Raw genomic sequence first — 24,727 nt, 5'->3', positions numbered from 1 at the left:
GTCTTACGCGAGCATCGCGAGCGGCGATTCGACCAGCGTCTTGAACGCCGCCATCAACTGCGCGCCGTCGGCGCCGTCGATCGCGCGGTGATCGAAGCTGCCGGTCGCCGACATCACCGTGGCGATGCCGAGCTGGCCGTCGATCACATACGGGCGCTGGTCGCCCGCACCGATCGCCATGATCATGCCCTGCGGCGGGTTGATGACCGCCTCGAACTGCTTGATGCCCATCATGCCCATGTTCGAGAGCGACGCGGTGCCGCCCTGGAATTCCTCGGGCTTGAGCTTGCCGTCCTTGGCGCGGGTGGCGAGATCCTTCATCTCGGTCGAGATCGCGGCGACGCCCTTGGTATCGGCACCCTTGATGATCGGGGTGATGAGGCCGGCCGGCACGCTCACCGCGACCGACACGTCGGCGCGGCTGAAGCTGATGAGCTGGTCGGGTGTGTACATCACGTTGCACTTGGGCACCTGCATCAAGCTGACGCCAAGCGCCTTGATGAGCAGATCGTTGACCGACAGCTTCACCCCGCGCGCGGCGAGGCCGGCGTTCAACTCGCCACGCAGCTTGAGCAGCGCGTCGAGCCGGATGTCGACGGTCAGGTAGATGTGCGGCACCTGCTGCTTCGATTCGGTCAGGCGGCGCGCGATGACCTTGCGTACGTTCGACAGCTTCTCGGCGGTGTGCGGGATGTCGGGCACGTTGGCGACGATCGGTGCGGGGGCCGGCGCGGCGCTGGGCGCTGCGGCTTCGGCAGCCTTGGCGGGCGCTGCGCCCGACTTGGCGCCGTCGAGATCGGCCTTGACGATGCGGCCGTTGGGGCCGCTGCCGGTCAGCGCGGCGAGATCGATGTTCTTCTCGGCGGCGAGGCGGCGCGCGAGCGGGCTGGCGCGCAGGCGGTCGCCCTCGGCGGCCTTGGACGCGGGCGCCGCTGCCGGCGCGGGTGCAGGCGTCGGAGCTGGCGCGGCTTCGGCCTTGGGAGCTTCCTTCGCGGCAGGCGCTTCGGCCTTGGGCGCGGGCGCGGCATCCTCGCCGTCACCGGCCATCACCGCGATCACGGTGCCGACCTTCACGCCCTCGGCCCCCTCGGCGACGAGCAGCTTGCCGATGACGCCTTCATCGACCGCTTCGAATTCCATCGTCGCCTTGTCGGTCTCGATCTCCGCGAGCAGATCGCCCGACTGGACGGTGTCGCCTTCTTTCACGAGCCATTTCGCGAGCGTGCCCTCCTCCATCGTCGGGGAAAGCGCGGGCATCTTGATCTCGATCGGCATGAAGTCGTCCTTGAAATCGAATCCTGGGGCGTCCGCGTCTCTCGCGCCCCGAACCGGCCCGGTCAAGACCATGTTCCGTGCAGCCAGGCTTGCACAGGACGCGCGCACGCGCCACCTAACGCCGTGAGGGGCCTTCGCACATGCGCATCTATCTCGTCGTGATCGACAACAATCCCGAAAGCGCGATCGCGCTGCGCTTCGCGGCGCGGCGCGCGGTGAAGACGGGCGGCGGCGTCGAGATTCTCGCGCTGATCGAGCCGCAGGAGTTCATCCCGTTCGGCGGCGTGCAGGCGACGATCGAGGAGGAAGCGCGGCTCCACGCCGAGGGCCTCGTCGCGGGCGCGGCGGGTACGCTGATCGAGGAATCGGGGCTGCGCCCGTCGATCACGGTGCGCCAGGGCGACGGCCCCAAGATCATCCGCGAGATGATCGCGGGCAACCCCGACATCGCTGCTTTGGTGATGGGCGCGGCGCCGGTCGGCTCGCCCGGCCCGCTGATCGCGCATTTCGCCGGCGATTCGGGCGCGCTGCCGATCCCGCTGATGATCATCCCCGGCTCGCTCGACGCCGAAGCGATCGACCGGCTGAGCTGAGCGCTTGATCTATCGGTGACGCTGCCCGATCATGCCGGGATGCGCGAACCGCCCGTGATCGACCATCGCCCCGAAAACGCCCCGGACACCGTCGTCCTGCCGGCGCGGCCCGAGCCGATCCGCGTGTCGCCGCACGACACCGCCGTCGTCGTGATCGACATGCAGAACGCCTATGCGAGCGAAGGCGGCTATGTCGATCTCGCCGGGTTCGACATTGCGGGCGCCGCCGGCGTGATCGGCAAGATCGGCCAGGTACTCGATGCCGCGCGCGGCGCCGGCATGCCGGTAATCTTCCTCCAGAACGGATGGGATGCCGAGTATGTCGAGGCCGGCACGCCGGGGTCCCCCAATTACCACAAGTCCAACGCGCTCAAGACAATGCGCGCGCGCCCCGATCTCGCCGGCCAGTTGCTCGCGCGCGGCGGCTGGGATTACGAACTGGTCGATGCGCTCACCCCCAAGCCGGGCGACATCCGCGTCCACAAGACGCGCTATTCGGCGTTCTTCAACTCGCAGCTCGATTCGATCCTGCGCGCACGCGGCATCCGCACGATCGTGTTCGTCGGCATCGCCAGCAATGTCTGCGTCGAATCGACGCTGCGCGACGGCTTTCACCTCGAATATTTCGGGGTGATGCTGGAGGATGCCACGCACCACCTCGGCCCCGATTTCATCCAGCAGGCGACCGTTTACAACGTCGAGAAATTCTTCGGCTGGGTCAGCACCGTTGCCGATTTCTGCGGCGCGGTCGGCCAAGCGCCAAATAAGGAAGCATGATGCCGTTCGAAGCGATCAACCCACCGCAATTCCCCACCCCGATCGCGCCGTTTTCGGCCGGCGCCAAGGCCGGGAACACGCTTTACGTCTCAGGCATGCTCGCGCTTGGCGAGGGCGGCGTGGTGCTGCATGTCGGCGATGCGGCGGCACAGACCCGGCACGTTCTGGACGCGATCAAGACCACGGTGGAGGCGGCGGGCGGCAGCATGGCCGACATCGCCATGAACCACATCTTCCTCAAGGATCTCGGCGATTACGCCGCGTTCAACGCGGTCTACGCCACCTATTTTCCGGGCGACAAACCGGCGCGCTATTGCATCCGCGCCGATCTGGTGAAGCCCGAATGCCTCGTCGAGATCGCCTCGGTCGCGCATCTCGGCTGATGCCGCACGCGGACGGGCTTTACTACGAACTGCACGGCCCCGAAGGTGCGCCGCCATTGCTGCTGTCCTCCGGGCTGGGTGGCTCGGGCGGCTATTGGCAGCCCAACCTCTCGGCGCTCGCCGAGCGGTATCGCGTCATCCTGTACGATCATCGCGGCACCGGCCGTTCCGAGCGTGAGATCGCCGGCGAGGTGACGCTGGAGGCGGTCGGCGCGGATATGCGCCGGCTGCTCGACGCGCTCGACATTCCCTCGGTGACGATCGTCGGCCACGCGATCGGCGGCATGGCCGGCATGGCGCTCGCCCTCGCCGCGCCGGAGCGTGTCGCGCGGCTGGTGGTGGTCAACGGCTGGGCGCGGCTCGATCGGCATACCGAGCGCTGCTTCGACACCCGCCTCGCCTTGCTGCGCGATAGCGGCGCGCAGGCCTATCTCCACGCGCAGCCCTTGTTCCTGTTTCCGCCGCAATGGATCAGCGAGCATCACGACCGGTTGGTCGCCGAAGAAGCCGAACACCTCGCACACTTCCCCGGCGCGGCGATGATCGAGCGCCGCATCGCCGCCGCGCGCGGCTTCGACATCGCCGACCGGCTCGGCGAGATCGCCACGCCGACGTTGCTGATCGCCAGCGACGACGACATGCTCGTGCCGCCCGCCTGCTCAGCGGCGATTCACGCTGGCATGGCGGGGTCGCAACTGGTGCGGTTCGCGCGTGGCGGCCATGCCTGCAACGTCACGCAGGCCGATGACTTTAACGCCTGCCTGCTCGGCTGGCTCGACGGCAACGGAAGAGAGTAGCGCATGCAGATCGGCGTCTTCATCCCCATCAACAACAACGGCTGGCTGATCAGCGAAGCGGCGCCGCAGTACAAGCCGAGCTTCGATCTCAACAAGGCGATCGCTCTAAAGGCCGAGGAGCATGGCCTCGATTTCCTGCTGTCGATGATCAAGCTGCGCGGCTTCGGCGGCAAGACCGAGTTCTGGGAATACGGCCTCGAAAGCTTCACGCTGATGGCCGGCCTCGCCGCCGTTACAGAGCGGATCAAGATCTACGCCACCTGCCCCACCCTGCTGATCCCGCCGGCCTTCGCCGCGCGGATGTGCAACACGATCGATTCGATCAGTCACGGCCGCTTCGGGCTGAACCTCATCACCGGCTGGCAACCGCCCGAATATACCCAGATGGGGATGTGGCCGGGCGAAGAGCATTTCCGCAACCGCTACACGATGCTCGACGAATATGCCCATGTCCTGCGCGAGCTGTGGGAGACCGGCACGTCGGACTTCAAGGGCGACTATTACCAGATGGACGACTGCCGCGTCTGGCCGCAGCCGCAGGGCGAGATGAAGATCATCTGCGCGGGATCGTCCGACGCCGGTCTCGCCTTCTCGGCGAAATGGGCGGATTACGCTTTCTGTCTCGGCAAGGGCGTCAACACGCCGACCGCGTTCGCGCCCAACAACGCCCGGCTCGCCGTCGCGACCGAAAAGACCGGGCGCGACGTGTCGATCTTTGTGCTGGTGATGGTGATCGCCGCCGAAACCGACGACGCCGCGCAGGCCAAGTGGCGCGCCTATAATGACGGCGCCGATCTCGACGCCATCGCCTGGCTCGCCGATCAGGGCGCCGCCGACACGGTAAACACCGACACCAACGTCCGCCAGCTCGCCGCGCCCGAAGGGGCGGTGAACATCAACATGGGCACATTGGTCGGCTCGTATGAGACGGTCGCGCGGATGCTCGACGAGATGGCAGAGGTGCCCAATACCGGCGGCGTGCTGCTCACCTTCGACGATTTCCTCGAAGGCGTCGAAGCGTTCGGCACCCGCATCCAGCCACTGATGAAAAGCCGCGCGCATTTGCGGTGAGGGGCGACCTCTTCGCCATTCGTCCCGAATGAGTGAGAAACGCCTCCCCCTCCCGTTCGTCCCGAGCGAAGTCGAGGGACATACCCCACACGCGAGCGCATTGTGTCTCGACTTCGCTCGACACGAACGGTTGCGAAGGCGCGCCCTCAGCAGCCGCTCAAAACGCCGTCGCCAGTCGCTCCTGCATCGATCGCGCCGGGCTTTGCAGCGCCGGCACCCCCGCCTGCGCCGCGTCGAGCAGGCCGACCCGCCGGTACAGGTCCGCGCTCGACTGGATCAGCGCCCGCGCCCGCGCCGGCAGCTCCGCCACCGCCGCTGCATCGCTGATCGGCGCGGGGCCGAGCCGCCGCGACGGATCGAGCGCGTCGCGTGGCGCCATCTCGCCCGCGCTCACCGCGCGCTGGGTCAGCAGCCAGGCGATGACGTGCATCAGCCGGGTCGTCACCTTGAGCGATTCACAACTGAACGCGACGCGCGCGAGCGGCGGCAGCGCTTCGCGATCGACGCGACCGCCATCGTCGAAATAGCTGCGCGCCTCGTCGGCCAGCACCATCGCATCGACGTACAACACATCGATCAGACGGCGGTGAATCCGCGAGTCCGAAAATCCCCCCCTCATCCCGCCCCCCTCATGCCAGCTCTGTGACGCACATGGCGCGCGCGGCGGTAGCGCGGCGCGTGGCGGTAGCGCCACCGATCGTCCCGTTTCGGATCGCCGCCCCGCTCACGCGATGATGTCGGGGATCAATTGATCCTCCAGCGAGACGATCTCGTCGCGCAGCCGCAGCTTGCGCTTCTTGAGGCGAGCAAGCTGCATCTGATCGGCCGCGCCGCCGGCGATCAGCGCGGACAGTGCGGCATCGAGGTCACGATGCTCGACTCTCACCACCTCAAGCCGCTTGGCGATCTGCGCTCCGTCCATTCGTCCCCCTGCGCCGGTGATCGGCTGAGTCGCACCGGCCCGCACCACCGCCCGACGGCCCACCCGGATCTACCAAGGGGTTTCGGGCGGGGGAACGGGCCGGTCGCTGGAACTCTAGCAAAACCGTGGAAGGACGCGAGCGCCAAAAATCCGGTCGTCGCACTTCTTTGCTCGGTACGTCGAATCGCACCGCCGAGGGGGCAGACATTGAACCGGAATCATGCTTGATTGCTTCCCCCGCCACCCTTTCGGAAGGAGGAAAACTCAATGCAGAACGCGCACCATATGGCCCTGGAGGCCAAACACGCCGTCCTCGAGGAGAAGATCAGCGCCGAGTCGCATCGACCGCAGCCTGATAGCGCAATGTTGGCCGCGCTCAAGAAGCAAAAGCTTCGCGTTAAGGAAGAAATGACGATCCTTTAACGATAGCGCGCCCGGGCAGCACCGCTGCCCGGGCTTCGAACCCCCGCTTTACGTGCGCGGCGTGTATTTGGGCGCGACCACCATGTTCGGCTTGGCCCCCGTGCCGACCGGCTTGCGCGCCAGTTTAGGATCGATCTGCCGGTCGAACGCGATCCCGATCCGCCCCGCCGCCGACCACGCGACTCGCCCGCGCACCACGCCGACCCCGCGCAGATCGCATTCGACCTCGGTGCCGACATCCAGACCCTGCTGATATTCCGCCATCAACCCGCCCGCAGACAGGTTGCGCACGCGCACCGTCGTCGTGGCATCGCCGACCCGCAGGTCCGACATCAGCAACAGGCTGTCGCGCGCGCCGCTACGGTCCCCCGCGTCTTCGCCGCTCGGGTCACGCAGGGAATCTTTGGAGGACTCGTCCATCACCATCGCCGATTGAAGATACTTGGCTCCACGATAGCGGACTTCGGTATCCAACGTCTTAATTATCGGGCCGCGCTCAATCCTCGCGCGAGACCTTTTCGTGGCGTTCGTGGCGTTCCTGCGCCTCGACGGTCATCGTCGCGATCGGCCGCGCTTCGAGCCGGCCGAGCGAGATCGGCTCACCGGAGACTTCGCAATAGCCATATTCGCCGTCCTCGATCCGGCGCAGCGCCGCGTCGATCTTGGAGATGAGCTTGCGCTGCCGGTCGCGCGTGCGCAGCTCGATCGACCAGTCGGTCTCGCTCGATGCGCGATCGGTCAGATCCGCCTCGCGCAGCGAATCGAGCTGGAGCTGCGAGAGCGTGCCTGCCGATTCGCGCAGGATCGCGTCCTTCCACGCTTGCAGCTTGTCCCGGAAATACGCCTGCTGGCGTGGGTTCATGAAAGGTTCGTCGGCGCTCGGCCGATACCCGTCGCTATCGTTCGACAGGGCCGGAGGCGCGTCGAATTTCGTGGTGTCATCTCGGTGATTCAAGACCAGTCGCCATCCCATCGCTGCCAGTCGTATGACGCTCAAAGCGTTCTTTTTTCACGCCCGGCTGTCCCATGATGAGCGGGCCTATAGCCATGCCGTTCCCGCACCACAAGCAACCCCCGGTAAAAGCGCGCCATTCGCTCATCATTCCCGATGCACGCGGGGAAGTACGAACGCCCGGTGGATCTGTACCGCTACGATACGTTAACCACGATCCGCGCGGATGCGGCGCCATGAATCCCGTATCGAGACCCCTACAACGCGGTTAACGGCCTTGAACTTAACACTTTGTTCGGCACTTTGGGCAAAGAGCGGCGGACCCGCTGAGGTAATGCAGACCCGGTAGAAGACCCTGCCGGCAACGAAAGAACGAGATCATGTCGGTGCGGATGGCCTTGGCTAAACTGTGCGCTTGCGCATGCGGCGGCGCTATCGTCGGCGGTGGCGCGGTGCATGTCGCCGAAGCATCGAAGACGCGCCACGCCTATGTGCAGAAGACCAAGCGCGTCGTGCGCCGCACGGTGAGCCACCCCGCCGGACGCGTCCGCCGAGTCGTGACGCAGACCCGCGCGGTGTGCCCACCCGCGGTCGTCACCATGACGAGCCAGGGCGCGCCGATCCCGCTGCCCCCGGCTGATCCGCCCGCGATGGGCGGCGGTGGCGGTGGCGGCATGACCGTGATCGGCGGCGGCTTCGGCGGATTCGGCGGCGGCTTCTCGGGCGGTGGGTTCTTCGGCGGCGGTGGTAGCGGCGGATCGGGCGGCATCGTCATCTCCTCGACGTCGAGCGGCGGATCGACCTCGACCAGCGGCGGCTCCACGTCGACGGGTGGGTCTTCCACCGGCGGTTCGTCCACCTCGACCGGCGGGTCTTCGACCGGAGGCTCATCCACGTCCACAGGTGGTTCCTCGACTTCGACGGGCGGCTCTTCGACATCGACCGGCGGTTCCTCGACCTCGACCTCCACCGGCGGCTCTTCCACCTCCACATCGACGGGCGGTTCCTCGACGTCGAGTTCGACCAGTTCCTCCACCTCGGGGTCTACCTCCACGTCGAGCGCGTCGAGCGGATCGAGCAGCTACGCATCGAGCAGCCACGGCTTCCCGGGCAGCAGCGGCTGGCATGGCGGCAGTAGCGGTTGGCACGGCGGTAGCAGCGGCGGTCATGGCGGCAGCAGCGGCGGCCACCCGGCCCCCGTGCCCGCGCCGCCGATGGTGTTGTTGTTCGGTGCCGCCGCCGCCGCGCTGGTCGCCCGCAAGCGCTTCGCCAAGCGACCCGCCGCCGAAGCCTGAGCCGCACCACCTGTCAAAAAACGAAAACCCCTGCGCGACGCGAGTCGCGCAGGGGTTTTTCGATTCGCTTGCGCAGGCGGAACCGCGCGGCCATAGCCTCGCGCATTATGCACGACATCCGCCTGATCCGCGACGATCCCGCCGCTTTTGACGCCGCCCTCGCCAAACGCGGGGTCGCGCCTGCGTCGGCGCACCTGCTCGCGCTCGACGAGGCGCGCCGCGCGCTCATCACCGAAGCGCAGACCGCACAGGCGCGCCGCAACGAAGCGTCGAAGGCGATCGGCGCCGCCAAGGCCCGCCGCGACGACCCCACCGACCTGCTCGCCGAAGTCGCCGAGTTGAAGGAACGCCTGCCCGCGATCGCCGCCGAGGAGAAAGCGGTCGGCGAGACGCTCACCGCCGCGCTCGCCGCGATCCCCAATTTGCCGCTCGCCGACGTGCCCGCCGGCAAGGACGAGGACGACAATGCGCTGGTCGCGGTGCATGGCACGCCGCCCGCCTTCACTTTTGCGCCGAAGGAGCATGACGCGATCGGCCCGACACTCGGCCTCGATTTCGAGACCGGCGCGGCGATGTCGGGCGCGCGCTTTACGCTCGTACGCGGCCACGCCGCCAAGCTGCACCGCGCGCTCGGCCAGTTCATGCTCGACACGCTGACGGCTGAGCATGGCTATGAGGAAGTCGTGCCGCCGCTGCTGGTGCGCGACGAGGCGCTGTTCGGCACCGGCCAGCTTCCCAAGTTCGCCGAGGATCTGTTCAAGACCACTGACGGTCGCTGGCTGATCCCGACCGCCGAGGTGAGCCTCACCAACATCGTCGCGAACAAGATCCTGAGCGAAGCGGAACTGCCGCTGCGCTTCGCCGCGCTCACCGCCTGCTTCCGCTCAGAAGCGGGCGCGGCCGGACGCGACACGCGCGGCTTCATCCGCCAGCACCAGTTCGAGAAGGTCGAGATGGTCTCGATCGTCACGCCCGACACGTCCGAGGCCGAGCACGAACGCATGACCGCCTGCGCCGAGGGCATCCTGACCGCGCTCGGCCTGTCCTTCCGCCGCATGAAGCTCTGCACCGGCGACATGGGCTTCACGGCGGCGCGCACCTATGATCTCGAAGTGTGGCTGCCCGGCCAGGGCCGCTACCGCGAGATTTCGAGCTGCTCGACCTGCACCGATTTCCAGGCGCGCCGCATGAACGCGCGCTACCGCCCCGCCGAGGAAAAGGGCACGCGCTTCGTCCATACGCTCAACGGCTCCGGCCTCGCGGTCGGCCGGACGTTGGTGGCGGTGCTGGAGAATTACCAGCAGGAAGACGGCTCGGTCGCGGTGCCCGAGGTGCTCAAATCCTACCTCAAGGGCCTAAACCGGCTGGAACCCAAATGATCCTCCCCGGCACGGAGCGGATTTGATGCGCATTCTCCTCTCCAACGACGACGGCATCCACGCGCCCGGCCTCGCCGTGCTCGAACGGCTCGCGCGTACGCTTTCCGACGACGTCACCGTCGTCGCGCCGATCGCGGAGCAATCGGGCAAGGGCCGTTCGCTCACGCTCACCGAGCCGGTGCGGCTGCGTCAGTTCGGCGAGAAGCGCTGGGCGGTCACCGGCACGCCGACCGACGCGGTGATGATCGCGCTCGCCGAGATCATGAAGGACGCCAAGCCCGACCTGATCCTCTCGGGCGTCAACCGCGGCGCCAATCTCGGCGAGGACGTCAGCTATTCGGGCACCGTCGCCGCAGCGATGGAGGGCGCCCACGCCGGCATCCGCTCGATCGCGCTCAGCCAGCGTTATGCCGGTAGCAGCCTCGGCGACGCCGTAACCTTCGCGGCGGCGGAAGCCTGGGGCGAGCGCGTGCTGCGCACACTGATCGACACGCCGTTCGCGCCGCGCACCTTGGTCAACGTCAACTTCCCGCCGGTCGCGGCCGAGGATGTGCAGGGCATTCGCGTCGTCGCGCAGGGCCTGCGGGATTACGGACGGCTCCAGCTCGATCGCCGCACCGATCCGCGCGGCTTCGACTATTACTGGCTGCGGCTTGGGCGCATCCCGCACACGCCCGCCGAAGCGACCGATCTCGAAGCGATCGAGCACGGCCACATCACCGTGACCCCGCTGCATCTCGACCTGACACACCACGCGTCGCTCGCTATGCTCACCGAACGGTTCCTATAAGGGCGCGTAATGGGGCGATTTTCGGGTTCGGGTCGGTCGCGCAATGCGGCGTCGTTGGTCGTTCTGCTACCGGCCCTCGCCGCCTGTATCCCGCAAGGCGCCGCCCCCGATCCCGACGCGACGCGCTACCGCCCGCAACAGTCCATGCCCGAGCGGCATGACGCCCCGCCCCCCAACGACCAGCCACGCTACGAACCGCACCGCATCGACGAAGGCGTCGCCGCCCTGCCCGCGCCGCCGCCGGCATGGCAGGCGCGTCCGGTCAGCGCCGATGCGAAGCCGGTCGACTCCACCACCTATGTCGTCCGCCCCGGCGACACGCTCCGCGCGGTCGCGGACCGCACCGGCGCCGGCACCGAAGCGATCGCGCGCGCCAACGGGTTGAGCGTGCCGTTCGTGATCCGCGCGGGCCAGCGACTGTCGATTCCCGGCGGCCGCTATCACCTCGTCCGCTCGGGCGAGACCGGCATCGCGATCGCACGCGCTTATGGCATCGACTGGTCGCGTATCGTCACCGCCAACGGCCTCAGCGAGCCCTATACGCTGCGTGCGGGCATGCGCGTGCTGATCCCCGGCGCCACGCCCGGGATCAGCAGCGCGGCCGAGCGCGCCGCCGCGTTCCGCCTCGATGTCGACGACATCGTCACCGGCAGCGCGCCCGCGCTCGCCAGCAACCAGCGCCCCGCCCCGCCCTCACGCTCACCCCGCCGCGTACTCGCGCCGACCGAGGCGATCAGTGAGCCGGCGCGGCTGCGCGGCGTGTTCGGCTGGCCCGCGCAGGGCCGCATCGTCGCGCGCTTCGGCCCGAGCGGCGCGAGTGGCGAGCGCTTCAATGGCATCAAGATCGCGGTGCCGATCGGCACGCCGATCCTCGCGGCCGCCGACGGCGTGGTCGCGTATGCCGGCAGCGAAGTGCCGACGCTGGGCGGCCTCGTCATCGTCAAGCACGGCGACGGCTGGACGACGGTCTACGGCCACGCCAGCCGCCTGCTCGTCCAGCGCGGCCAGGCGGTCAAGCGCGGCCAGACGATCGCGCTGTCGGGCGATACCGGGCTGGCCGACAGGCCGGAGCTGCACTTCGAAATGCGCAAGGGCCGCACGCCAGTCGATCCGATTGCGCAACTGCCGCGATCGTAACCGCCGCCCCATCGTCACCCCAGCGCAAGCTGGGTCTCTCGGTGAGACTCGCTCCGCCCGCAGCCTCGCACCGCTCGCCCAATCCAACCGTTCGTGTCGAGCGAAGTCGAGACACAATGCGCTTCCGCGTGCCGCGTGTCCCTCGACTTCGCTCGGGACGAACGGACTAAGGGTTCAGCGGTTAGCCGACGGTTCCAGCACCGAAAACGCGCCATAGCTCCCCTGGAAGAACAGCAACGGCGCACTCGGCGCTTCCACTTCCAGCGCGATCACGCGGCCGAGCACGATGAAATGGTCGCCCGCCTCGTGGACGACATCGAGGTTGCAGTCGATCCACGCCACCACCCCGTCGAGGATCGGCGAGCCGTTGGCGGAGTGGCGGTGCGAGATGCCGGCGAACTTGTCCGCACCGCGCGCCGAGAATTGCCGGCACAATGCCTCCTGATCGGCGGCGAGCACGTTGACGCAGAACTTGCCGACCTTCTCGATGCGCGGCCAGCTCGACGATGTGCGATCGGGGAAGAACGCGACAAGCGGCGGATCGAGCGAAACCGACGTGAACGAGCCGACCACCATGCCGGTCGGCGTGCCGTCTGCCTCGACGGCGGTGATGACGCAGACGCCGGTGGGATAATGGCCCAGCACGCGGCGAAACGTGGCGTTATCGAAACTCGTGCTCATCGTGGTATCTCCCCCGTCTTTATCCGAACGCCCTTGCGGATTTCGCGCGCGGCAATCAACCCCGCCTAGCTGCGATTGGGGCCGGCCTAGAATCATTCGCTTGCCCGCAGCCCCGGCAGGCCGTCTTGGGGGCGCTCCTAAGTCGTTCATCGGACATGCCCGTGGAATCCCTGACTCATCTGCAACGCCTCGAATCCGAAGCGATCCACATCCTGCGCGAAGTGGTCGCCGAGGCCGAGAAGCCGGTGATGCTGTATTCGGTCGGCAAGGATTCGGCCGTGATGCTGCATCTGGCGAAGAAGGCGTTCTACCCTTCGCCGCCGCCCTTCCCGCTGCTCCACGTCGATACGACGTGGAAATTCCAGGAGATGTACAAGCTCCGCGACAAAGCGGCGGCGGATGCCGGCATGGAATTGCTGGTCTACCAGAACCCCGAGGCGCGCGAGAAGGGGATCAACCCTTTCGACCACGGCCCGCTCCACACAGACATGTGGAAGACCGAGGGTTTGAAACAGGCGCTCGACCTCTACGGCTTCGATGCGGCGTTCGGCGGCGCGCGGCGCGACGAGGAGAAGAGCCGCGCCAAGGAACGCATCTTCTCGTTCCGCACCGCCAGCCATCGCTGGGACCCCAAGGCGCAGCGCCCCGAACTCTGGCACCTCTACAATGCGCGCAAGGCCAAGGGCGAGAGCATGCGCGTGTTCCCGATCTCGAACTGGACTGAACTCGACATCTGGCAGTACATCCAGCTCGAAGGCATTGAGATCGTGCCGCTCTATTTCGCCGCTCCGCGCCCCACCGTCGAGCGCGACGGGCTGCTGCTGATGGTCGACGACGAGCGCTTCCGCCTCAACCCCGGCGAGGTGCCCGTGGAGCGCTCGATCCGCTTCCGCACGCTCGGCTGCTATCCGCTCACCGGCGCGGTCGAGAGCGAGGCGAAGACGCTGCCGGAGGTGATCCAGGAAATGCTCCTCACCACCACCAGCGAACGCCAGGGCCGCGCGATCGACAAGGACGGCGGCGACGCGAGCATGGAGAAGAAGAAGCAGGAGGGGTATTTCTGATGCGCGACCCCGCCCCGGCCCTCGCCCCCGGCGTCACCCCAGCGCACGCTGGGGTCTCCTGCGGCTCGCGCGCGCCCTCCCCCATGAGATGCCAGCTTACGCTGGCATGACGGACTGGAAGACATGACCGACACTACCCTGACTGACCCCATCTACCAGACCGACACCCTCATCGCCGAGGATATAGACGCGTATCTCGACGCGCATCAGCACAAGACGATGCTGCGCTTCATCACCTGCGGCTCGGTCGATGACGGCAAATCGACGCTGATCGGGCGGCTGCTCTACGATTCGAAGATGATCTTCGAGGATCAGCTCGCCGCGCTCGAGGCGGACAGCAAGCGCGTCGGCACGCAGGGCGGCGAGATCGATTTCGCGCTACTCGTCGATGGCCTCGCCGCCGAGCGCGAGCAGGGCATCACCATCGATGTCGCCTATCGCTTCTTCGCGACCGAGAAACGCAAGTTCATCGTTGCCGACACGCCCGGCCACGAACAGTACACGCGCAACATGGTGACCGGCGCCTCGACCGCCGATCTCGCCGTGATCCTGATCGATGCGCGCAAGGGTGTGCTCGTCCAGACGCGGCGGCATTCGTACCTCGCGCACCTGATCGGCATCCGCAACATCGTGCTGGCGGTCAACAAGATGGATCTGGTCGGTTACGACCAGAGCGTGTTCGAGCGAATCGTCGCCGAATATACCGCCTTCGCCACATCGATCGGCATCGAGGCGTTCGTCGCCATGCCGATTTCGGGCTTCAAGGGCGACAACATCACCAGCGCGAGCGCCAACACGCCCTGGTACACCGGGCCGACGCTGATGGAGCATCTCGAAACCGTCGCGGTCGATGCGACGCTCGACGCGCAAAAGCCGTTCCGCATGCCGGTGCAATGGGTCAACCGCCCCAACCTCGATTTCCGCGGCTTCTCCGGGCTGATCGCGAGCGGGCGGGTCGCGCCCGGCGACGCGATCCGCGTACTGCCCTCCGGCAAGACCTCGACCGTCAAGTCGATCGTCACGCTTGATGGCGATCTCGACCACGCCATCGCCGGCCAGTCGGTGACGCTGACGCTCACCGACGAGGTCGATTGCTCGCGCGGCGACGTGATCGCCGCCGCCGATGCGCCGCCGCAAGTCGCCGACCAGTTCGAGGCGACGATCGTATGGATGGACGAGGCCGAGATGCTGCCCGGCCGCCCCTATTGGCTCAAGATCGGCACACAGACCGTCTCGGCGACGCTCCAGCAACCGAAATATCAGGTCAACGTCAACACGATGGAGCATCTCGCCGCCAAGACGCTCGATCTCAACGCGATCGGCGTCGCCAACCTCTCCACCGACCGCCCGATCGCGTTCGAACCCTATGCGCAGAACCGCGATCTCGGCGGGTTCATCCTGATCGACAAGATGACCAACGCCACCGTCGCGGCGGGGATGATCCATTTCAGCCTGCGCCGCGCCGATAACATCCATTGGCAGGCGGTTGATATCACCCGCGATGTCCATGCCGCGCAGAAGTGGCAGCAGCCGCGGCTGGTCTGGCTGACCGGACTGTCGGGATCGGGCAAATCGACCATCGCCAACATCGTCGAGAAGAAGCTGTACGCGCGCGGCAAGCACAGTTTCCTGCTCGACGGCGACAACGTCCGCCACGGGCTCAACAAGGACCTCGGCTTCACCGATGCCGACCGCGTCGAGAACATCCGCCGCGTCGGCGAGGTGGCCAAGCTGATGACCGATGCCGGGCTGATCGTCATCACCGCGTTCATCTCGCCGTTCCGCTCGGAGCGCGACATGGTGCGCCAGATGCTTCCCGCCGGCGAGTTCATCGAGGTACATGTCGACACCCCGCTCGCCGAGGCCGAGGCGCGCGACGTCAAGGGCCTCTACAAGAAGGCGCGCGCCGGCCAGCTCAAGAACTTCACTGGCATCGACAGCCCCTATGAGCCGCCGCTCACCCCCGAAATCCGCATCGACACGACCAAGCTGACCGCCGATCAGGCGGCGGACGTGATCGTCGAGGCGATCGTCGGCATCTGGAGCCATGACCTGTGAGCATGACCGACGCAGACCTCGCCGCGCACCTCGCCGAGACCGCTGGAAAATTGCTGCGCGATGTGCGCGGATCGGGCATCTTCTCGCCCAAGGCGCTCGGACTGGCGGGCGACCAGACTGCCAACCAGTTCCTCGTCCACGCGCTGCGCGAGGCGCGGCCCGATGACGGGCTGCTCTCCGAAGAGATGAAGTGCGACGGCACGCGGCTCGGCATGAAGCGCGTGTGGATTGTCGATCCGGTCGACGGCACGCGCGAATATGGCGAGGCGCGCGCCGACTGGGCGGTCCATGTCGCGCTGGCGATCGACGGGGTCGCCAGCGTCGGCGCGGTCGCGCTGCCCGATGCCGGGCTGGTGCTGCGCTCCGACCGCCCTGCCCCCATTCCCCCGGCGCCCGCGCAACTCCGCATGGTCGTCAGCCGCACCCGCCCCGCGCCCGAGGCGGTGACGATCGCCGGCAAGCTCGGCGCCGAACTGGTGCCGATGGGCTCGGCTGGCGCCAAGGCGATGGCGGTGGTGCTCGGGCAAGCCGACATCTACCTCCATTCGGGCGGGCAGTACGAATGGGACAGCGCCGCCCCGGTCGCGGTGGCGGCGGCCTACGGGCTGCACTGCTCACGGATCGATGGCTCGCCGCTGCGGTATAACAATGCCGACGTGTATATGCCCGACCTGCTGATCGCCCGCCCGGAGCACGCCGAGATGGTGCTGAAGCTCCTCCACCCCTGATCCTCCCCGCTTGGCGGGGAGAATCGAAAGGACGTTCTCCAATGCCCACCGCACGCTGGAACGGCGCGATCATCGCGCAATCGGATGATACCGTCATAGTCGAGGGCAACCACTATTTCCCCGCCGACTCGGTCGATCCCGCATTGCTGGAAGACAGCGACACGCACACGATCTGCCCGTGGAAAGGCACCGCCAGCTACAAGACGCTCGTCGTCGGCGGCGAGCGCAACCGCGATGCCGCATGGTATTATCCCGACCCCAAATCCGCCGCCGCCGAGATCAAAGGGAGGTTCGCGTTCTGGAAGGGCGTGACGGTCGGCTGACACTGGCTGGCGCACGCGCGCGACCGGCGGTATGGAGCCGCATGTCCACGACCTTCACGATCGACACCGCGACCAGCCGCGCCAACCCCACGCCAGCGCCGATGAAGCGGCTCACCGTACCCGCCATCCGCAAGCGCAAAGGCGGCGAGCCGCTGGTGATGCTCACCGCCTATACGGTGCGGATGGCGCAATTGCTCGATCCGCAGTGCGACATCCTGCTGGTCGGCGACAGTCTCGGCCAGGTGATCTACGGCCTGCCCTCGACGCTGCCGGTGACGCTCGACATGATGTGCGCGCATGGCGCGGCGGTGGTGCGCGGCAGCTATCATTCGGTCGTCGTCATCGACATGCCGTTCGGCAGCTATGAGGCCAGCCCGCAAGCCGCCTTCGCCTCAGCAGCCCGGATCATGGCGGAAACCGGCGCGGCGGCGGTCAAGCTCGAGGGCGGCGTCGCGATGGCGCCGACCGTCGCCTTCCTGTCCGAACGCGGCGTGCCCGTAATGGGCCATGTCGGCCTCACCCCACAGGCGGTCAACGCACTCGGCGGCTATGGCGCACGCGGCCGCAGCGAAGCCGAGCACGCCAAGATCCTCGCCGATGCCCGCGCGATCGCCGATGCCGGCGCATTCGCGATCGTCGCCGAGGGCATTCTCGAACCGCTCGCCCGCACCATCACCGCCGAGGTCGCCTGCCCCGTCATCGGCATCGGCGCATCGGCGCAGTGCGACGGGCAAGTGCTCGTCACCGAGGATATGCTCGGCCTGTTCGAGCGCACGCCGCGCTTCGTCAAGACGTTCGAGGACATGGCTGGCCGCATTTCCGCCGCGGTTGAGACCTACGCACGCGATGTCCGGTCACGCACGTTTCCGGGCGTCGACCAGACGTATCTGCCCAAGGATTGACGCCACTTCCCCTAATACTCGCGGCCCGCTAAGGTCCGCGCCTTCCCCGCCCGATTGGAGTTATGCGTTGGCTGTCCCGCCGAATACCGATGCCGCTTTCCTGCGCGAAGTCGATGAGGAACTGCGCCGCGACCAGCTCGCCGGCGCGTGGCAGCGTTACGGGCGGATCGCGATCATCGCGATCATCGTCGCGCTGGCCGCGTTCGGCGGCTATCTGCTGTGGCGCAGCCACCAGCAGTCCGAAGCGGGCGAAAAGGCCGAGGCATTGCAGAAAGTGTATGACGGCATCGCCGCCAAGGACGCCGCCACCAAGCCGCTGCCCGATCTCGCCACGGCGAGCGAGCCCGGCTACCGCGCGCTCGCGAAATTCACCCAGGCCGATGTTCTCCTCCAGAAGAACGACCTGCCCGGCGCGGCGAAGCTGTTCGCCGCCATCGCCGCCGATACCGGCGTCGGCCAGCCGTTCCGCGATCTCGCGCTGATCCGCGAGACCAGCGCCGAGTTCGACACGCTCAAGCCCGAGCTCGTCGTCTCGCGGCTGCGCGATCTCGCCAGGCCGAGCAACGCGTGGTTTGGCAGCGCCGGCGAACTGGTCGCGATGGCCTATCTGCGCATGAACAAGCCCGAACTGGCCGGGCCGCTGTTCGCGCAGATCGCGCGTAACGAAGATGTACCCGGCACGATCCGCCAGCGCGCCGTGCAGATGACAGGCGTGCTCGGCGTGGATGCCGTCGATCAGGGTGAGGACAAGAAGGCGAAATGAAGACGAGGATATTTCTGGCCGCGACGGCATCTGCCGCGCTGGCGCTGAGCGGCTGCGCCGCACTGAAAGGCTCAGGCCGTCACAAGACGCCGACGCTCGGCGAGCGCATCCCGATCCTCGCCTCCGAAAGCGCGGCCGATCCCGACAAGACGATCGCCGACGTGCAGGTGCTGCTGCCCGAGGCGACCGTGAACGACACCTGGGCACAGCCCGGCGGCAGCGCGTCCCGCTCGCTCGGCCAGCTTGCGCTCGGCACGTCGCTGACGCGCCAGTGGACCGCGCAGATCGATGGCGGCTCGAACCGCCAGCGGCTCGGCTCCGCGCCGATCGTCGCCGACGGCAAGCTGTTCGCGGTGGATGTCGATGCGACGATCCACGCCTTCGACGCTGCAAGCGGCGCGAAGATCTGGACCGCCGACATCGCCAAGGGATCGGATAAGAAGAACCGTTCCGCCCGCTTCGGCGGCGGCGTGAGCTTCGAGGACGGCAAGCTGTTCGCGACCGACGGCCTCGGCGATGTCGTCGCGTTCGATGCCAAGGACGGCAAGGAGCTGTGGCGCGTCAAGCCCGGCGGCCCGTTACGCAACGCGCCGACTGTCGCTTCGGGCCAGCTCTATGTGCTGAGCCAGGACAACCAGCTCTATGCGCTGTCGCAGACGGACGGGTCGATCGTGTGGTCCGGCTCGGGCTCGCTCGAAACGCAGGGTGTGTTCGGCGTGGCCGCCCCCGCCATCGCGCAGGGCACCGTGATCGCTGGCTTCTCGTCGGGCGAACTGACCGCCTATCGCTATGAGAACGGCCGCACGCTCTGGCAGGATGCGCTGTCGCGGTCGAGCATCTCGACTTCGGTGTCGTCGCTCGCCGATATCGATGCCGATCCGGTGGTCGATCGCGGCACGGTATTCGCGGTCGGGCAAGGCGGCCGCACCGTCGCGCTCGAGATCGTCTCCGGCCAGCGCCAGTGGGAGCAGAATTTCGCGGGCATCTCGACGCCGTGGGTTGCCGGCGAGTGGCTATTCCTCGTCACCGACGACGCGCGGCTGGTCTGCCTCGCACGCGGCACCGGCAAGGTGCGCTGGATCGCACAGCTCCAGCATTACAAGAGCGACAAGATCGTCGCCGAGGATGCGGGCGAGAAGAAGAAAAAGAAGAAGAAGGAAAAGCACAAGAACCCGATCACCTGGTTCGGCCCGGTGCTGGCGGGCGGGCGGCTGGTGCTGACCAACTCGCTCGGCCAGATCGTCTCGGCCGCGCCCGAGACCGGCAAGGTGGTATCGACGATCGAGGCCAAGACCAGCTTCACGCTGCCGCCGATCGTCGCCAAGTCGACGCTCTACGTGCTCGACCAGAAGGGGCATCTGGTCGCGTATAAGTGAGGGTGGCGGGCTGTGGCCCGCCCCTCACACTCCGTTCGTCCCGAGCGAAGTCGAGGGATGGCCAGCGCTTCGTAATAACACCCGTTCGTGTCGAGCGAAGTCGAGACACCTGCGCTCGGCGCATGTCCCTCGACTTCGCTCGGGACGAACGGAAAGAGACGATCGGGAAGCAACGAACGGGCGTGACATCACAGGAATACCGGCACGGGGGTGACGAACCGGCGCGCGTGCCGTAAGGGAGCGCGATGCCCAATCTTCCCGTGGTCGCGATTATCGGCCGGCCCAACGTCGGCAAATCGACTTTGTTCAACCGTCTCGTCGGCAAGAAGCTCGCGCTCGTCGATGATCGTCCCGGCGTCACGCGCGATCGGCGCGAGGGCGATGCCTCGCTGATCGGCCTCGATTTCCGCGTCATCGACACCGCCGGCTATGAGGATCAGGACGCCGCCTCGCTGCCCGGCCGCATGCGCCAGCAGACCGAAGCGGCGGTCGCGCAGGCCGACGTGGCGCTGTTCCTGATCGATGCGCGCGCCGGGATCGTTCCGCTCGACGCCGAAATCGCGCGCTGGCTGCGCGGATCGACCACGCCGATCGTGCTGGTCGCCAACAAGGCCGAAGGCCGCGCCGGGGAATCCGGCATCATCGAGGCGCTCGGGCTTGGCCTGGGTGATCCCGTCCAGCTTTCCGCCGAACATGGCGAAGGCATGGGCGAATTGTTCGAGGCGCTGCTGCCGCTCCTCGAACCCGATGGCCAAGCGCCGGCCGAGGAACCGCCCGAGGACGACGAATTCTACGAAAAGGGTCCGCTCAAGCTCGCCATCATCGGCCGGCCGAACGCGGGCAAATCGACGCTCATCAACCGCATGCTCGGCGAGGAACGGCTCATCACCGGGCCGGAAGCTGGCATCACGCGCGATTCGATCGCGATCGACTGGATGTGGGAGGGCCGCCCGGTCCGGCTGATCGACACCGCCGGCATGCGCAAGCGCGCTCTGGTGCAGGACAAGCTTGAGAAGCTCTCGGTCGCCGATGCGCTCCACGCGATCGATTTCGCCGAGGTCGTCGTGCTGCTGCTCGATGCCACGCGCGGGCTGGAGGCGCAGGATCTGCGCATCGCCGACGCGGCGTTGCAGGAAGGCCGTGCGCTGATCGTCGCGATCAACAAATGGGATGTCGCGGAGAATGGCAGCAGCCTGTTCAACGGCATCCGCGGTGCGCTCGAAGAGGGGCTGAGTCAGGTCAAGGGCCTGCCGGTGCTGACCGTCTCGGCGGCGACCGGCAAGGGCATCGACACGCTCATCCAGGTCGCGTTCGACACGCGCGAGGCGTGGTCGCGCCGCGTCGGTACGGGCGAACTCAACCGCTGGTTCGAAAAGGCGGTCGACGCCAACCCCCCGCCCGCCCCCGGCGGCAAGCGGATCAAGTTGCGCTATCTCACCCAGGCTAAAACGCGTCCGCCCGGCTTCGTGTTGTTCGGCACGCGCGTCGATCAACTGCCGATGAGCTATCAGCGGTATCTCATCAACGGCATCCGCCGTGATCTCGGCTTCGGCGCAGTGCCCGTGCGATTGACGTTGCGGGCACCGAAGAACCCATTCGACCGATAGATTTTCTCGCGCTCGACTTGGTTGAGCGCGCGGAAAGCCTGTTTCATCAACATCTCGTTTACGCAGCGCATGTAGAGTTCGGCCAGAACTGCCGTGATCGCTCTTGATCGCGGTGGAGGAGAACGGCCGTGTCGCTGGACGATCGGGAGCTTGTCGACTGGACCGTGTTCGCGCGTGCGCGTAGCGACCTGGGTGCCAGCTTCGTGCGTATTCTCGGCTATTTCCGCGAGGATGGCGTGAAATCGGTCGCCGCGATCGAAGCCGCGATGGGCGCGCGGAACACCGCAGGACTGGTGATGCCCGCGCACACGCTCAAGAGCGAATCGCGTCAGTTCGGCGCCGCGCCACTGGCCGACCTCGCCGAACGAATCGAGACGACCGCGCGCGACTGCCTCGAAAGCCACGACACGCCCGAGGCGATGCTGGGGCTGGTGGCGACCCTGCGCGCGCTGTTCGAACGCACGCTGGCGATACTGGAACACGAGGCCAACCCGCTGGTAGAACGCCGCCCCGCCTCAGGGCAACGCACCGCCTGACAATACCGTCGCCTCCAACCCCACCAAGCCTCAGTTCCGCAGCCGCTCGATCGCCTGTGCCAGCGCCACGTAGAGCTTGCCCATGTCTGAAGACAGCAAGGTCACGCCCAGCGGCGATCCGTCGCGCTGCGCGAGGATCGCGCGCAGCATCGCTTCGAAATCGTGGATGTACCGGTTGACGTGGTCGCGGAAGCGATTGTCGTCGTCGTACAGCCGGGCGATGTCGCGCGCCTCGCCGCCGTCGAGCAGTCGCACCGCGCGGCGGGTGAACACACCGCGATCACCGCGCAGATAGGCCGCCCAGGCGCTGTCAGCGACTTCGGTCGAGAAACTCTTGGCGATGTCGATCGAGGCCGAGTTGAGTGCTTCGATCAGCAGCGAGACGCGGCGGGCGAAACTCTCCTCCTCGGCGTTTTCGCGTTCGTTGCGCGCCTGCTCGACGCGGGTTTCGACGATCGCGCTGGCCGCACTGATCGTCGCGACCTGCTCGGCGATCCGCGCCGAGACGCGTTCGGCGACGCGCGCGGCCTCTTCGGCTGCCTCGCCGATCGCGGTGAGGTTGAGCTCGAGCGACGATGCCGCAGCACGCTGCATCGCGTCGACACTGGCCGCCTCCAGCGCGGCGGCGGCTTCGGGTATGACGCTGGCGAGCGTATCGCGCGCGCTCGCGGCGGCGGCGTTGGCGGTGTCGCGCACGCGCAGCAGCGTATCGACGAGGCGCGGCGCGGCTTCTCCCGCGAAGCGGTTCGCGTGCGCGATCGTCGCCTCGACGGAGGCGCCAAGCTCTGCCGCCCGGTCGGCACTCGCCGCCAGCGTCGTTTGCAGCGTCCCGGCGAGCCGCTCCGCGCGCGTGCTCTGGCCGGAGATGACGAAAGCGACCGACTCGATCGCGGCATGCGTGCTTTCGGCGGCAGTGACGAGCGCGCCGAGTTCGGGCTTGGCCTCGCCGACCAGACGGCGGCTGGCGCCGATCCGCTCGTCGAGGCGGGCGAGTGCGGCGGGAATCGTCTCGTCGATCTCACGCGTCGCCGAATCGAGCGCGATCAGCAGCCGCTCGGTTGTCGCGATCGTCATCGTGGCGATGTCGTCGCCGGCGCGGATCGTCTCGGACATGCCTTCGGCCGAGGCGCGCAACGCCTCGATCGACACGGCGAGGTCCTGCGCGCGCGCGGCCTGTCGGTCGTAGAGGCCGTCGAACTCGGCGGATAGATGCTCGACACCGGCGCCGAACGTTTCGACCATGTCGGTGGTGGCCTCGCTCTGCGTCGCCAGCCGGGCCGCGATCCGGTCGATCACCGTATCGATGTCGGAAATGCGCGCGGCGAGCGCCTCGGCGCTGTCGCGCGCGGCATGGTCGAGCGCGGCCTGATGGGCGCCGAGCATCGCCAGCATCGCCTCGCCCTGTGCGCCGATCCCCTTGCGCGCCTGGTCGACCGCGCCGGCCGTGCGGTCGAGCAAACTGTCGACCGATGCCGACATGTCCGCGCTGACCTGTTCCAGCCGCGCCGCCGCCGATTCGCTGGTCGCCTTCATCCGCATCAGATTGGCGGCGAGCTTCTGCGCGGCGCCGCCGGCGACCTGATCCGCCTCGCGCCCGCGCTCAGTGAGCGCGGTGAGTTGCGCGTCGAGCGAGGTAGCGCTTTCGCTCGCCACGATCGCGGTGTGTTTGAGCTGTTCGGTGAGCGCGGCGGTATCCTCGCCGGCGCGTGGCAGCAGCGCGATCAGCGTGTCGAGATTGGCGCAGGCATCGGCCGAGAGCGCAGCGAGCGACTGCGCGTTGGTCTCGGCGCGCGCGATCTCGGCGGCGATGCCACTGCCGATGCTGCCGAGCCGAGCGGTCGCGGTCTCGCCGAGCATCGCCAAGGTCGCGGTCTGCTCGGCCAGCCGTTCGCGATTGTCCTCGATTCCGCGCGACAACACCGCGATCGTGCTTTCCAGCGACGCCGCCTCGGCGCGCATCGCTTGCGCGGTGCCGGCGAAGCGATTCGCCTCGGCCCGGCTGGTGCGCAGCGTGAGCAACAGCCCGATACCGATCAGCGCGGGCGGTACGCACAAGGCCGCGATGAACACCGCCAACTCCATCGGCGGCGTGGCGGCAAGCCGGCCCCAGCTCAGCGCGAGCATGGTGCCGATCCAGCCGATCGACACCAGCGCGCCGAGCGCCGGCAACAGCCAGCCGAACCGATATGCCGGCGCGGTTTCGGGTTCATCGTCGAGATGAATCACGTCTTGCGGAACGTCCGCCGGCAGCTCTTTGATATGCTCTCCGCTCCCGGCGCCTTCGCCGACGAAAAAATCCACCGCGCCCGGTCGAAGATCAATGATGCGAGAACCCCCGTTCATTTGCATGTGTTTACCATGTTTCCGGCGACGGGGAAGCGAATTGCGAAACCTTGCCTTAACATCCGTCGTGATATTGCTCCGTTATGGCTTATGATCCCGGAGCAATCGATGCGACGCTGGCGGCGGCGGTGGGCGACGAGCCCGAGCTGATCGCCGAACTTCGCGGCGCCTTTCTCGACAGCGCCAACCGCGCGCTCGACCAGCTCGAAGCGGCACGCCGCGCCTCCGACTGGCGGCTCGCGGCAAGCCGGCTCAAGGGCCTCGCCGCCAGCTTCGGCGCGGTGCGGCTGATGGCAGTGGCGAGCGAAGCCGCCGAAGCCCAGCCGCTCGACATGGCGATGGTGCGCCGGCTGCGACGCGCGGTGGAGCGGCTTTAGGCGCGCCTTCGCTCCCCTCCCTTGATCACTGCCCCCCTCCCTTTCAGGGCAGGGGAATCGCATTTGAGCTGGAGGGAGTAGCGCCGGGCAGGAAAAAGGATTCTGAAGCGTCTTCTGGAAAGACCGGGAGATGCAGGTGCGTGGTTTTCGAGAGTTGTTCGAAGTTGTGCCAGAT

General features: G+C 67.3%; 27 protein-coding genes. 20 read left to right on the top strand and 7 right to left on the bottom strand.

The window, feature by feature from the left end:
* Window positions 1-3: 3 nt before the first annotated feature.
* Window positions 4-1,275 (bottom strand): pyruvate dehydrogenase complex dihydrolipoamide acetyltransferase, encoded by a 1,272-nt coding sequence (locus EWE75_RS03550; protein WP_130155324.1) that lies wholly within the window; start codon window positions 1,273-1,275, stop codon window positions 4-6.
* Window positions 1,276-1,415: 140 nt separating this feature from the next.
* Here EWE75_RS03550 and EWE75_RS03545 point away from each other — a divergent pair, with 140 nt between their 5' ends.
* From EWE75_RS03545 to rutA, 5 genes are read left to right on the top strand one after another with little or no spacing between them, the layout of a single operon-like run.
* The gene (locus EWE75_RS03545; RefSeq protein ID WP_130155323.1) at window positions 1,416-1,868 is read left to right on the top strand and encodes a universal stress protein; all 453 of its coding nucleotides are present in this window, start codon (window positions 1,416-1,418) and stop codon (window positions 1,866-1,868) included.
* Window positions 1,869-1,907: 39 nt separating this feature from the next.
* Complete coding sequence (gene rutB, locus EWE75_RS03540) at window positions 1,908-2,645, top strand: pyrimidine utilization protein B (protein WP_130155460.1); 738 nt, start codon at window positions 1,908-1,910, stop codon at window positions 2,643-2,645.
* The gene (gene rutC / locus EWE75_RS03535; protein WP_130155322.1) at window positions 2,645-3,028 is read left to right on the top strand and encodes a pyrimidine utilization protein C; all 384 of its coding nucleotides are present in this window, start codon (window positions 2,645-2,647) and stop codon (window positions 3,026-3,028) included. Before rutB ends, rutC begins: the two co-directional genes overlap by 1 nt.
* Window positions 3,028-3,825: a pyrimidine utilization protein D gene (rutD, locus tag EWE75_RS03530; protein ID WP_130155321.1), complete on the top strand. Its 798-nt coding sequence runs from the start codon at window positions 3,028-3,030 to the stop codon at window positions 3,823-3,825. Before rutC ends, rutD begins: the two co-directional genes overlap by 1 nt.
* A gap of 3 nt (window positions 3,826-3,828) precedes the next feature.
* On the top strand, window positions 3,829-4,896 hold the full coding sequence (rutA, locus tag EWE75_RS03525) for a pyrimidine utilization protein A (protein ID WP_130155320.1): 1,068 nt from the start codon (window positions 3,829-3,831) through the stop codon (window positions 4,894-4,896).
* Between the two features lie 157 nt (window positions 4,897-5,053).
* On the opposite strand, the gene EWE75_RS03520 is transcribed toward rutA, so the two are convergent.
* Both EWE75_RS03520 and EWE75_RS03515 read right to left on the bottom strand, forming a co-directional pair.
* The gene (locus tag EWE75_RS03520) at window positions 5,054-5,515 is read right to left on the bottom strand and encodes a DUF1465 family protein (RefSeq protein WP_130155319.1); all 462 of its coding nucleotides are present in this window, start codon (window positions 5,513-5,515) and stop codon (window positions 5,054-5,056) included.
* A 105-nt stretch (window positions 5,516-5,620) separates the two neighbouring features.
* The gene (locus tag EWE75_RS03515; RefSeq protein WP_069205212.1) at window positions 5,621-5,818 is read right to left on the bottom strand and encodes a YdcH family protein; all 198 of its coding nucleotides are present in this window, start codon (window positions 5,816-5,818) and stop codon (window positions 5,621-5,623) included.
* A 267-nt stretch (window positions 5,819-6,085) separates the two neighbouring features.
* Here EWE75_RS03515 and EWE75_RS03510 point away from each other — a divergent pair, with 267 nt between their 5' ends.
* Window positions 6,086-6,241 (top strand): YdcH family protein, encoded by a 156-nt coding sequence (locus EWE75_RS03510; RefSeq protein ID WP_083224665.1) that lies wholly within the window; start codon window positions 6,086-6,088, stop codon window positions 6,239-6,241.
* Between the two features lie 48 nt (window positions 6,242-6,289).
* Here the strand turns inward: EWE75_RS03510 and EWE75_RS03505 are convergent, their stop codons facing one another.
* Together EWE75_RS03505 and dksA are read right to left on the bottom strand one after the other, a co-directional pair.
* On the bottom strand, window positions 6,290-6,661 hold the full coding sequence (locus EWE75_RS03505; RefSeq protein ID WP_130155318.1) for a PilZ domain-containing protein: 372 nt from the start codon (window positions 6,659-6,661) through the stop codon (window positions 6,290-6,292).
* 76 nt (window positions 6,662-6,737) lie between these two features.
* Entirely contained in the window at window positions 6,738-7,103 is a 366-nt protein-coding gene (gene dksA / locus EWE75_RS03500; RefSeq protein ID WP_427915764.1) for an RNA polymerase-binding protein DksA, read from the bottom strand.
* 470 nt (window positions 7,104-7,573) lie between these two features.
* On the opposite strand from dksA, the gene EWE75_RS24900 reads away from it, so the two are divergent.
* The 4 genes from EWE75_RS24900 to EWE75_RS03480 all read left to right on the top strand — a co-directional run bounded on the left by EWE75_RS24900 (window position 7,574) and on the right by EWE75_RS03480 (window position 11,794).
* On the top strand, window positions 7,574-8,488 hold the full coding sequence (locus EWE75_RS24900) for a PEP-CTERM sorting domain-containing protein (protein ID WP_165388259.1): 915 nt from the start codon (window positions 7,574-7,576) through the stop codon (window positions 8,486-8,488).
* A 107-nt stretch (window positions 8,489-8,595) separates the two neighbouring features.
* Window positions 8,596-9,867 (top strand): serine--tRNA ligase, encoded by a 1,272-nt coding sequence (serS, locus tag EWE75_RS03490; RefSeq protein ID WP_130155316.1) that lies wholly within the window; start codon window positions 8,596-8,598, stop codon window positions 9,865-9,867.
* A gap of 25 nt (window positions 9,868-9,892) precedes the next feature.
* Entirely contained in the window at window positions 9,893-10,657 is a 765-nt protein-coding gene (gene surE / locus EWE75_RS03485) for a 5'/3'-nucleotidase SurE (protein WP_130155315.1), read from the top strand.
* Window positions 10,658-10,666: 9 nt separating this feature from the next.
* A complete protein-coding gene (locus tag EWE75_RS03480; RefSeq protein WP_130155314.1) occupies window positions 10,667-11,794 on the top strand; it encodes a M23 family metallopeptidase in 1,128 nt (375 codons plus the stop codon).
* Between the two features lie 174 nt (window positions 11,795-11,968).
* Here EWE75_RS03480 and EWE75_RS03475 read toward each other — a convergent pair whose 3' ends face one another.
* The gene (locus EWE75_RS03475) at window positions 11,969-12,475 is read right to left on the bottom strand and encodes a flavin reductase family protein (protein WP_130155313.1); all 507 of its coding nucleotides are present in this window, start codon (window positions 12,473-12,475) and stop codon (window positions 11,969-11,971) included.
* 155 nt (window positions 12,476-12,630) lie between these two features.
* Between EWE75_RS03475 and cysD the strand changes: the two genes are divergently transcribed.
* The 9 genes from cysD to EWE75_RS03430 all read left to right on the top strand — a co-directional run bounded on the left by cysD (window position 12,631) and on the right by EWE75_RS03430 (window position 21,832).
* Window positions 12,631-13,539 (top strand): sulfate adenylyltransferase subunit CysD, encoded by a 909-nt coding sequence (cysD, locus tag EWE75_RS03470; protein WP_130155312.1) that lies wholly within the window; start codon window positions 12,631-12,633, stop codon window positions 13,537-13,539.
* Window positions 13,540-13,662: 123 nt separating this feature from the next.
* Window positions 13,663-15,597, top strand: coding sequence for a sulfate adenylyltransferase subunit CysN (gene cysN / locus EWE75_RS03465; protein ID WP_130155311.1), 1,935 nt, complete (start codon window positions 13,663-13,665; stop codon window positions 15,595-15,597).
* 2 nt (window positions 15,598-15,599) lie between these two features.
* Entirely contained in the window at window positions 15,600-16,325 is a 726-nt protein-coding gene (locus EWE75_RS03460; protein ID WP_130155310.1) for a 3'(2'),5'-bisphosphate nucleotidase CysQ, read from the top strand.
* A 41-nt stretch (window positions 16,326-16,366) separates the two neighbouring features.
* Entirely contained in the window at window positions 16,367-16,648 is a 282-nt protein-coding gene (locus EWE75_RS03455) for a DUF427 domain-containing protein (protein ID WP_130155309.1), read from the top strand.
* 41 nt (window positions 16,649-16,689) lie between these two features.
* Entirely contained in the window at window positions 16,690-17,550 is an 861-nt protein-coding gene (gene panB / locus EWE75_RS03450) for a 3-methyl-2-oxobutanoate hydroxymethyltransferase (protein ID WP_130155308.1), read from the top strand.
* A 67-nt stretch (window positions 17,551-17,617) separates the two neighbouring features.
* Window positions 17,618-18,313 (top strand): tetratricopeptide repeat protein, encoded by a 696-nt coding sequence (locus EWE75_RS03445; protein WP_130155307.1) that lies wholly within the window; start codon window positions 17,618-17,620, stop codon window positions 18,311-18,313.
* Entirely contained in the window at window positions 18,310-19,689 is a 1,380-nt protein-coding gene (locus EWE75_RS03440; RefSeq protein ID WP_130155306.1) for an outer membrane protein assembly factor BamB family protein, read from the top strand. Before EWE75_RS03445 ends, EWE75_RS03440 begins: the two co-directional genes overlap by 4 nt.
* A 245-nt stretch (window positions 19,690-19,934) precedes the next feature.
* Window positions 19,935-21,296: a ribosome biogenesis GTPase Der gene (der, locus tag EWE75_RS03435; protein ID WP_165388258.1), complete on the top strand. Its 1,362-nt coding sequence runs from the start codon at window positions 19,935-19,937 to the stop codon at window positions 21,294-21,296.
* A gap of 128 nt (window positions 21,297-21,424) precedes the next feature.
* Window positions 21,425-21,832, top strand: a complete 408-nt coding sequence (locus EWE75_RS03430; RefSeq protein ID WP_130155305.1) for an Hpt domain-containing protein — start codon at window positions 21,425-21,427, stop codon at window positions 21,830-21,832.
* 30 nt (window positions 21,833-21,862) lie between these two features.
* Here the strand turns inward: EWE75_RS03430 and EWE75_RS03425 are convergent, their stop codons facing one another.
* Complete coding sequence (locus EWE75_RS03425) at window positions 21,863-24,133, bottom strand: coiled-coil domain-containing protein (protein ID WP_231708192.1); 2,271 nt, start codon at window positions 24,131-24,133, stop codon at window positions 21,863-21,865.
* A gap of 125 nt (window positions 24,134-24,258) precedes the next feature.
* On the opposite strand from EWE75_RS03425, the gene EWE75_RS03420 reads away from it, so the two are divergent.
* A complete protein-coding gene (locus EWE75_RS03420; protein WP_069205194.1) occupies window positions 24,259-24,552 on the top strand; it encodes an Hpt domain-containing protein in 294 nt (97 codons plus the stop codon).
* The last annotated feature ends 175 nt before the right edge of the window (window positions 24,553-24,727 follow it).

Source organism: Sphingomonas populi (assembly GCF_004208535.1).
Taxonomy (GTDB): domain Bacteria; phylum Pseudomonadota; class Alphaproteobacteria; order Sphingomonadales; family Sphingomonadaceae; genus Sphingomonas; species Sphingomonas populi.
Note: the sequence above shows the minus strand (reverse complement) of the source record. Positions and strands in the feature narration are given on the sequence as shown.

What these genes read in the sequence shown, in the direction of transcription:
- EWE75_RS03550 (WP_130155324.1), bottom strand. Translation starts at nt 1,275, where the DNA reads ATGCCGATCGAGATCAAGATGCCCGCGCTTTCCCCGACGATGGAGGAG.
- EWE75_RS03545 (WP_130155323.1), top strand. Translation starts at nt 1,416, where the DNA reads ATGCGCATCTATCTCGTCGTGATCGACAACAATCCCGAAAGCGCGATC.
- rutB (WP_130155460.1), top strand. Translation starts at nt 1,908, where the DNA reads ATGCGCGAACCGCCCGTGATCGACCATCGCCCCGAAAACGCCCCGGAC.
- rutC (WP_130155322.1), top strand. Translation starts at nt 2,645, where the DNA reads ATGCCGTTCGAAGCGATCAACCCACCGCAATTCCCCACCCCGATCGCG.
- rutD (WP_130155321.1), top strand. Translation starts at nt 3,028, where the DNA reads ATGCCGCACGCGGACGGGCTTTACTACGAACTGCACGGCCCCGAAGGT.
- rutA (WP_130155320.1), top strand. Translation starts at nt 3,829, where the DNA reads ATGCAGATCGGCGTCTTCATCCCCATCAACAACAACGGCTGGCTGATC.
- EWE75_RS03520 (WP_130155319.1), bottom strand. Translation starts at nt 5,515, where the DNA reads ATGAGGGGGGGATTTTCGGACTCGCGGATTCACCGCCGTCTGATCGAT.
- EWE75_RS03515 (WP_069205212.1), bottom strand. Translation starts at nt 5,818, where the DNA reads ATGGACGGAGCGCAGATCGCCAAGCGGCTTGAGGTGGTGAGAGTCGAG.
- EWE75_RS03510 (WP_083224665.1), top strand. Translation starts at nt 6,086, where the DNA reads ATGCAGAACGCGCACCATATGGCCCTGGAGGCCAAACACGCCGTCCTC.
- EWE75_RS03505 (WP_130155318.1), bottom strand. Translation starts at nt 6,661, where the DNA reads ATGGACGAGTCCTCCAAAGATTCCCTGCGTGACCCGAGCGGCGAAGAC.
- dksA (WP_427915764.1), bottom strand. Translation starts at nt 7,103, where the DNA reads ATGAACCCACGCCAGCAGGCGTATTTCCGGGACAAGCTGCAAGCGTGG.
- EWE75_RS24900 (WP_165388259.1), top strand. Translation starts at nt 7,574, where the DNA reads ATGTCGGTGCGGATGGCCTTGGCTAAACTGTGCGCTTGCGCATGCGGC.
- serS (WP_130155316.1), top strand. Translation starts at nt 8,596, where the DNA reads ATGCACGACATCCGCCTGATCCGCGACGATCCCGCCGCTTTTGACGCC.
- surE (WP_130155315.1), top strand. Translation starts at nt 9,893, where the DNA reads ATGCGCATTCTCCTCTCCAACGACGACGGCATCCACGCGCCCGGCCTC.
- EWE75_RS03480 (WP_130155314.1), top strand. Translation starts at nt 10,667, where the DNA reads ATGGGGCGATTTTCGGGTTCGGGTCGGTCGCGCAATGCGGCGTCGTTG.
- EWE75_RS03475 (WP_130155313.1), bottom strand. Translation starts at nt 12,475, where the DNA reads ATGAGCACGAGTTTCGATAACGCCACGTTTCGCCGCGTGCTGGGCCAT.
- cysD (WP_130155312.1), top strand. Translation starts at nt 12,631, where the DNA reads ATGCCCGTGGAATCCCTGACTCATCTGCAACGCCTCGAATCCGAAGCG.
- cysN (WP_130155311.1), top strand. Translation starts at nt 13,663, where the DNA reads ATGACCGACACTACCCTGACTGACCCCATCTACCAGACCGACACCCTC.
- EWE75_RS03460 (WP_130155310.1), top strand. Translation starts at nt 15,600, where the DNA reads ATGACCGACGCAGACCTCGCCGCGCACCTCGCCGAGACCGCTGGAAAA.
- EWE75_RS03455 (WP_130155309.1), top strand. Translation starts at nt 16,367, where the DNA reads ATGCCCACCGCACGCTGGAACGGCGCGATCATCGCGCAATCGGATGAT.
- panB (WP_130155308.1), top strand. Translation starts at nt 16,690, where the DNA reads ATGTCCACGACCTTCACGATCGACACCGCGACCAGCCGCGCCAACCCC.
- EWE75_RS03440 (WP_130155306.1), top strand. Translation starts at nt 18,310, where the DNA reads ATGAAGACGAGGATATTTCTGGCCGCGACGGCATCTGCCGCGCTGGCG.
- der (WP_165388258.1), top strand. Translation starts at nt 19,935, where the DNA reads ATGCCCAATCTTCCCGTGGTCGCGATTATCGGCCGGCCCAACGTCGGC.
- EWE75_RS03420 (WP_069205194.1), top strand. Translation starts at nt 24,259, where the DNA reads ATGGCTTATGATCCCGGAGCAATCGATGCGACGCTGGCGGCGGCGGTG.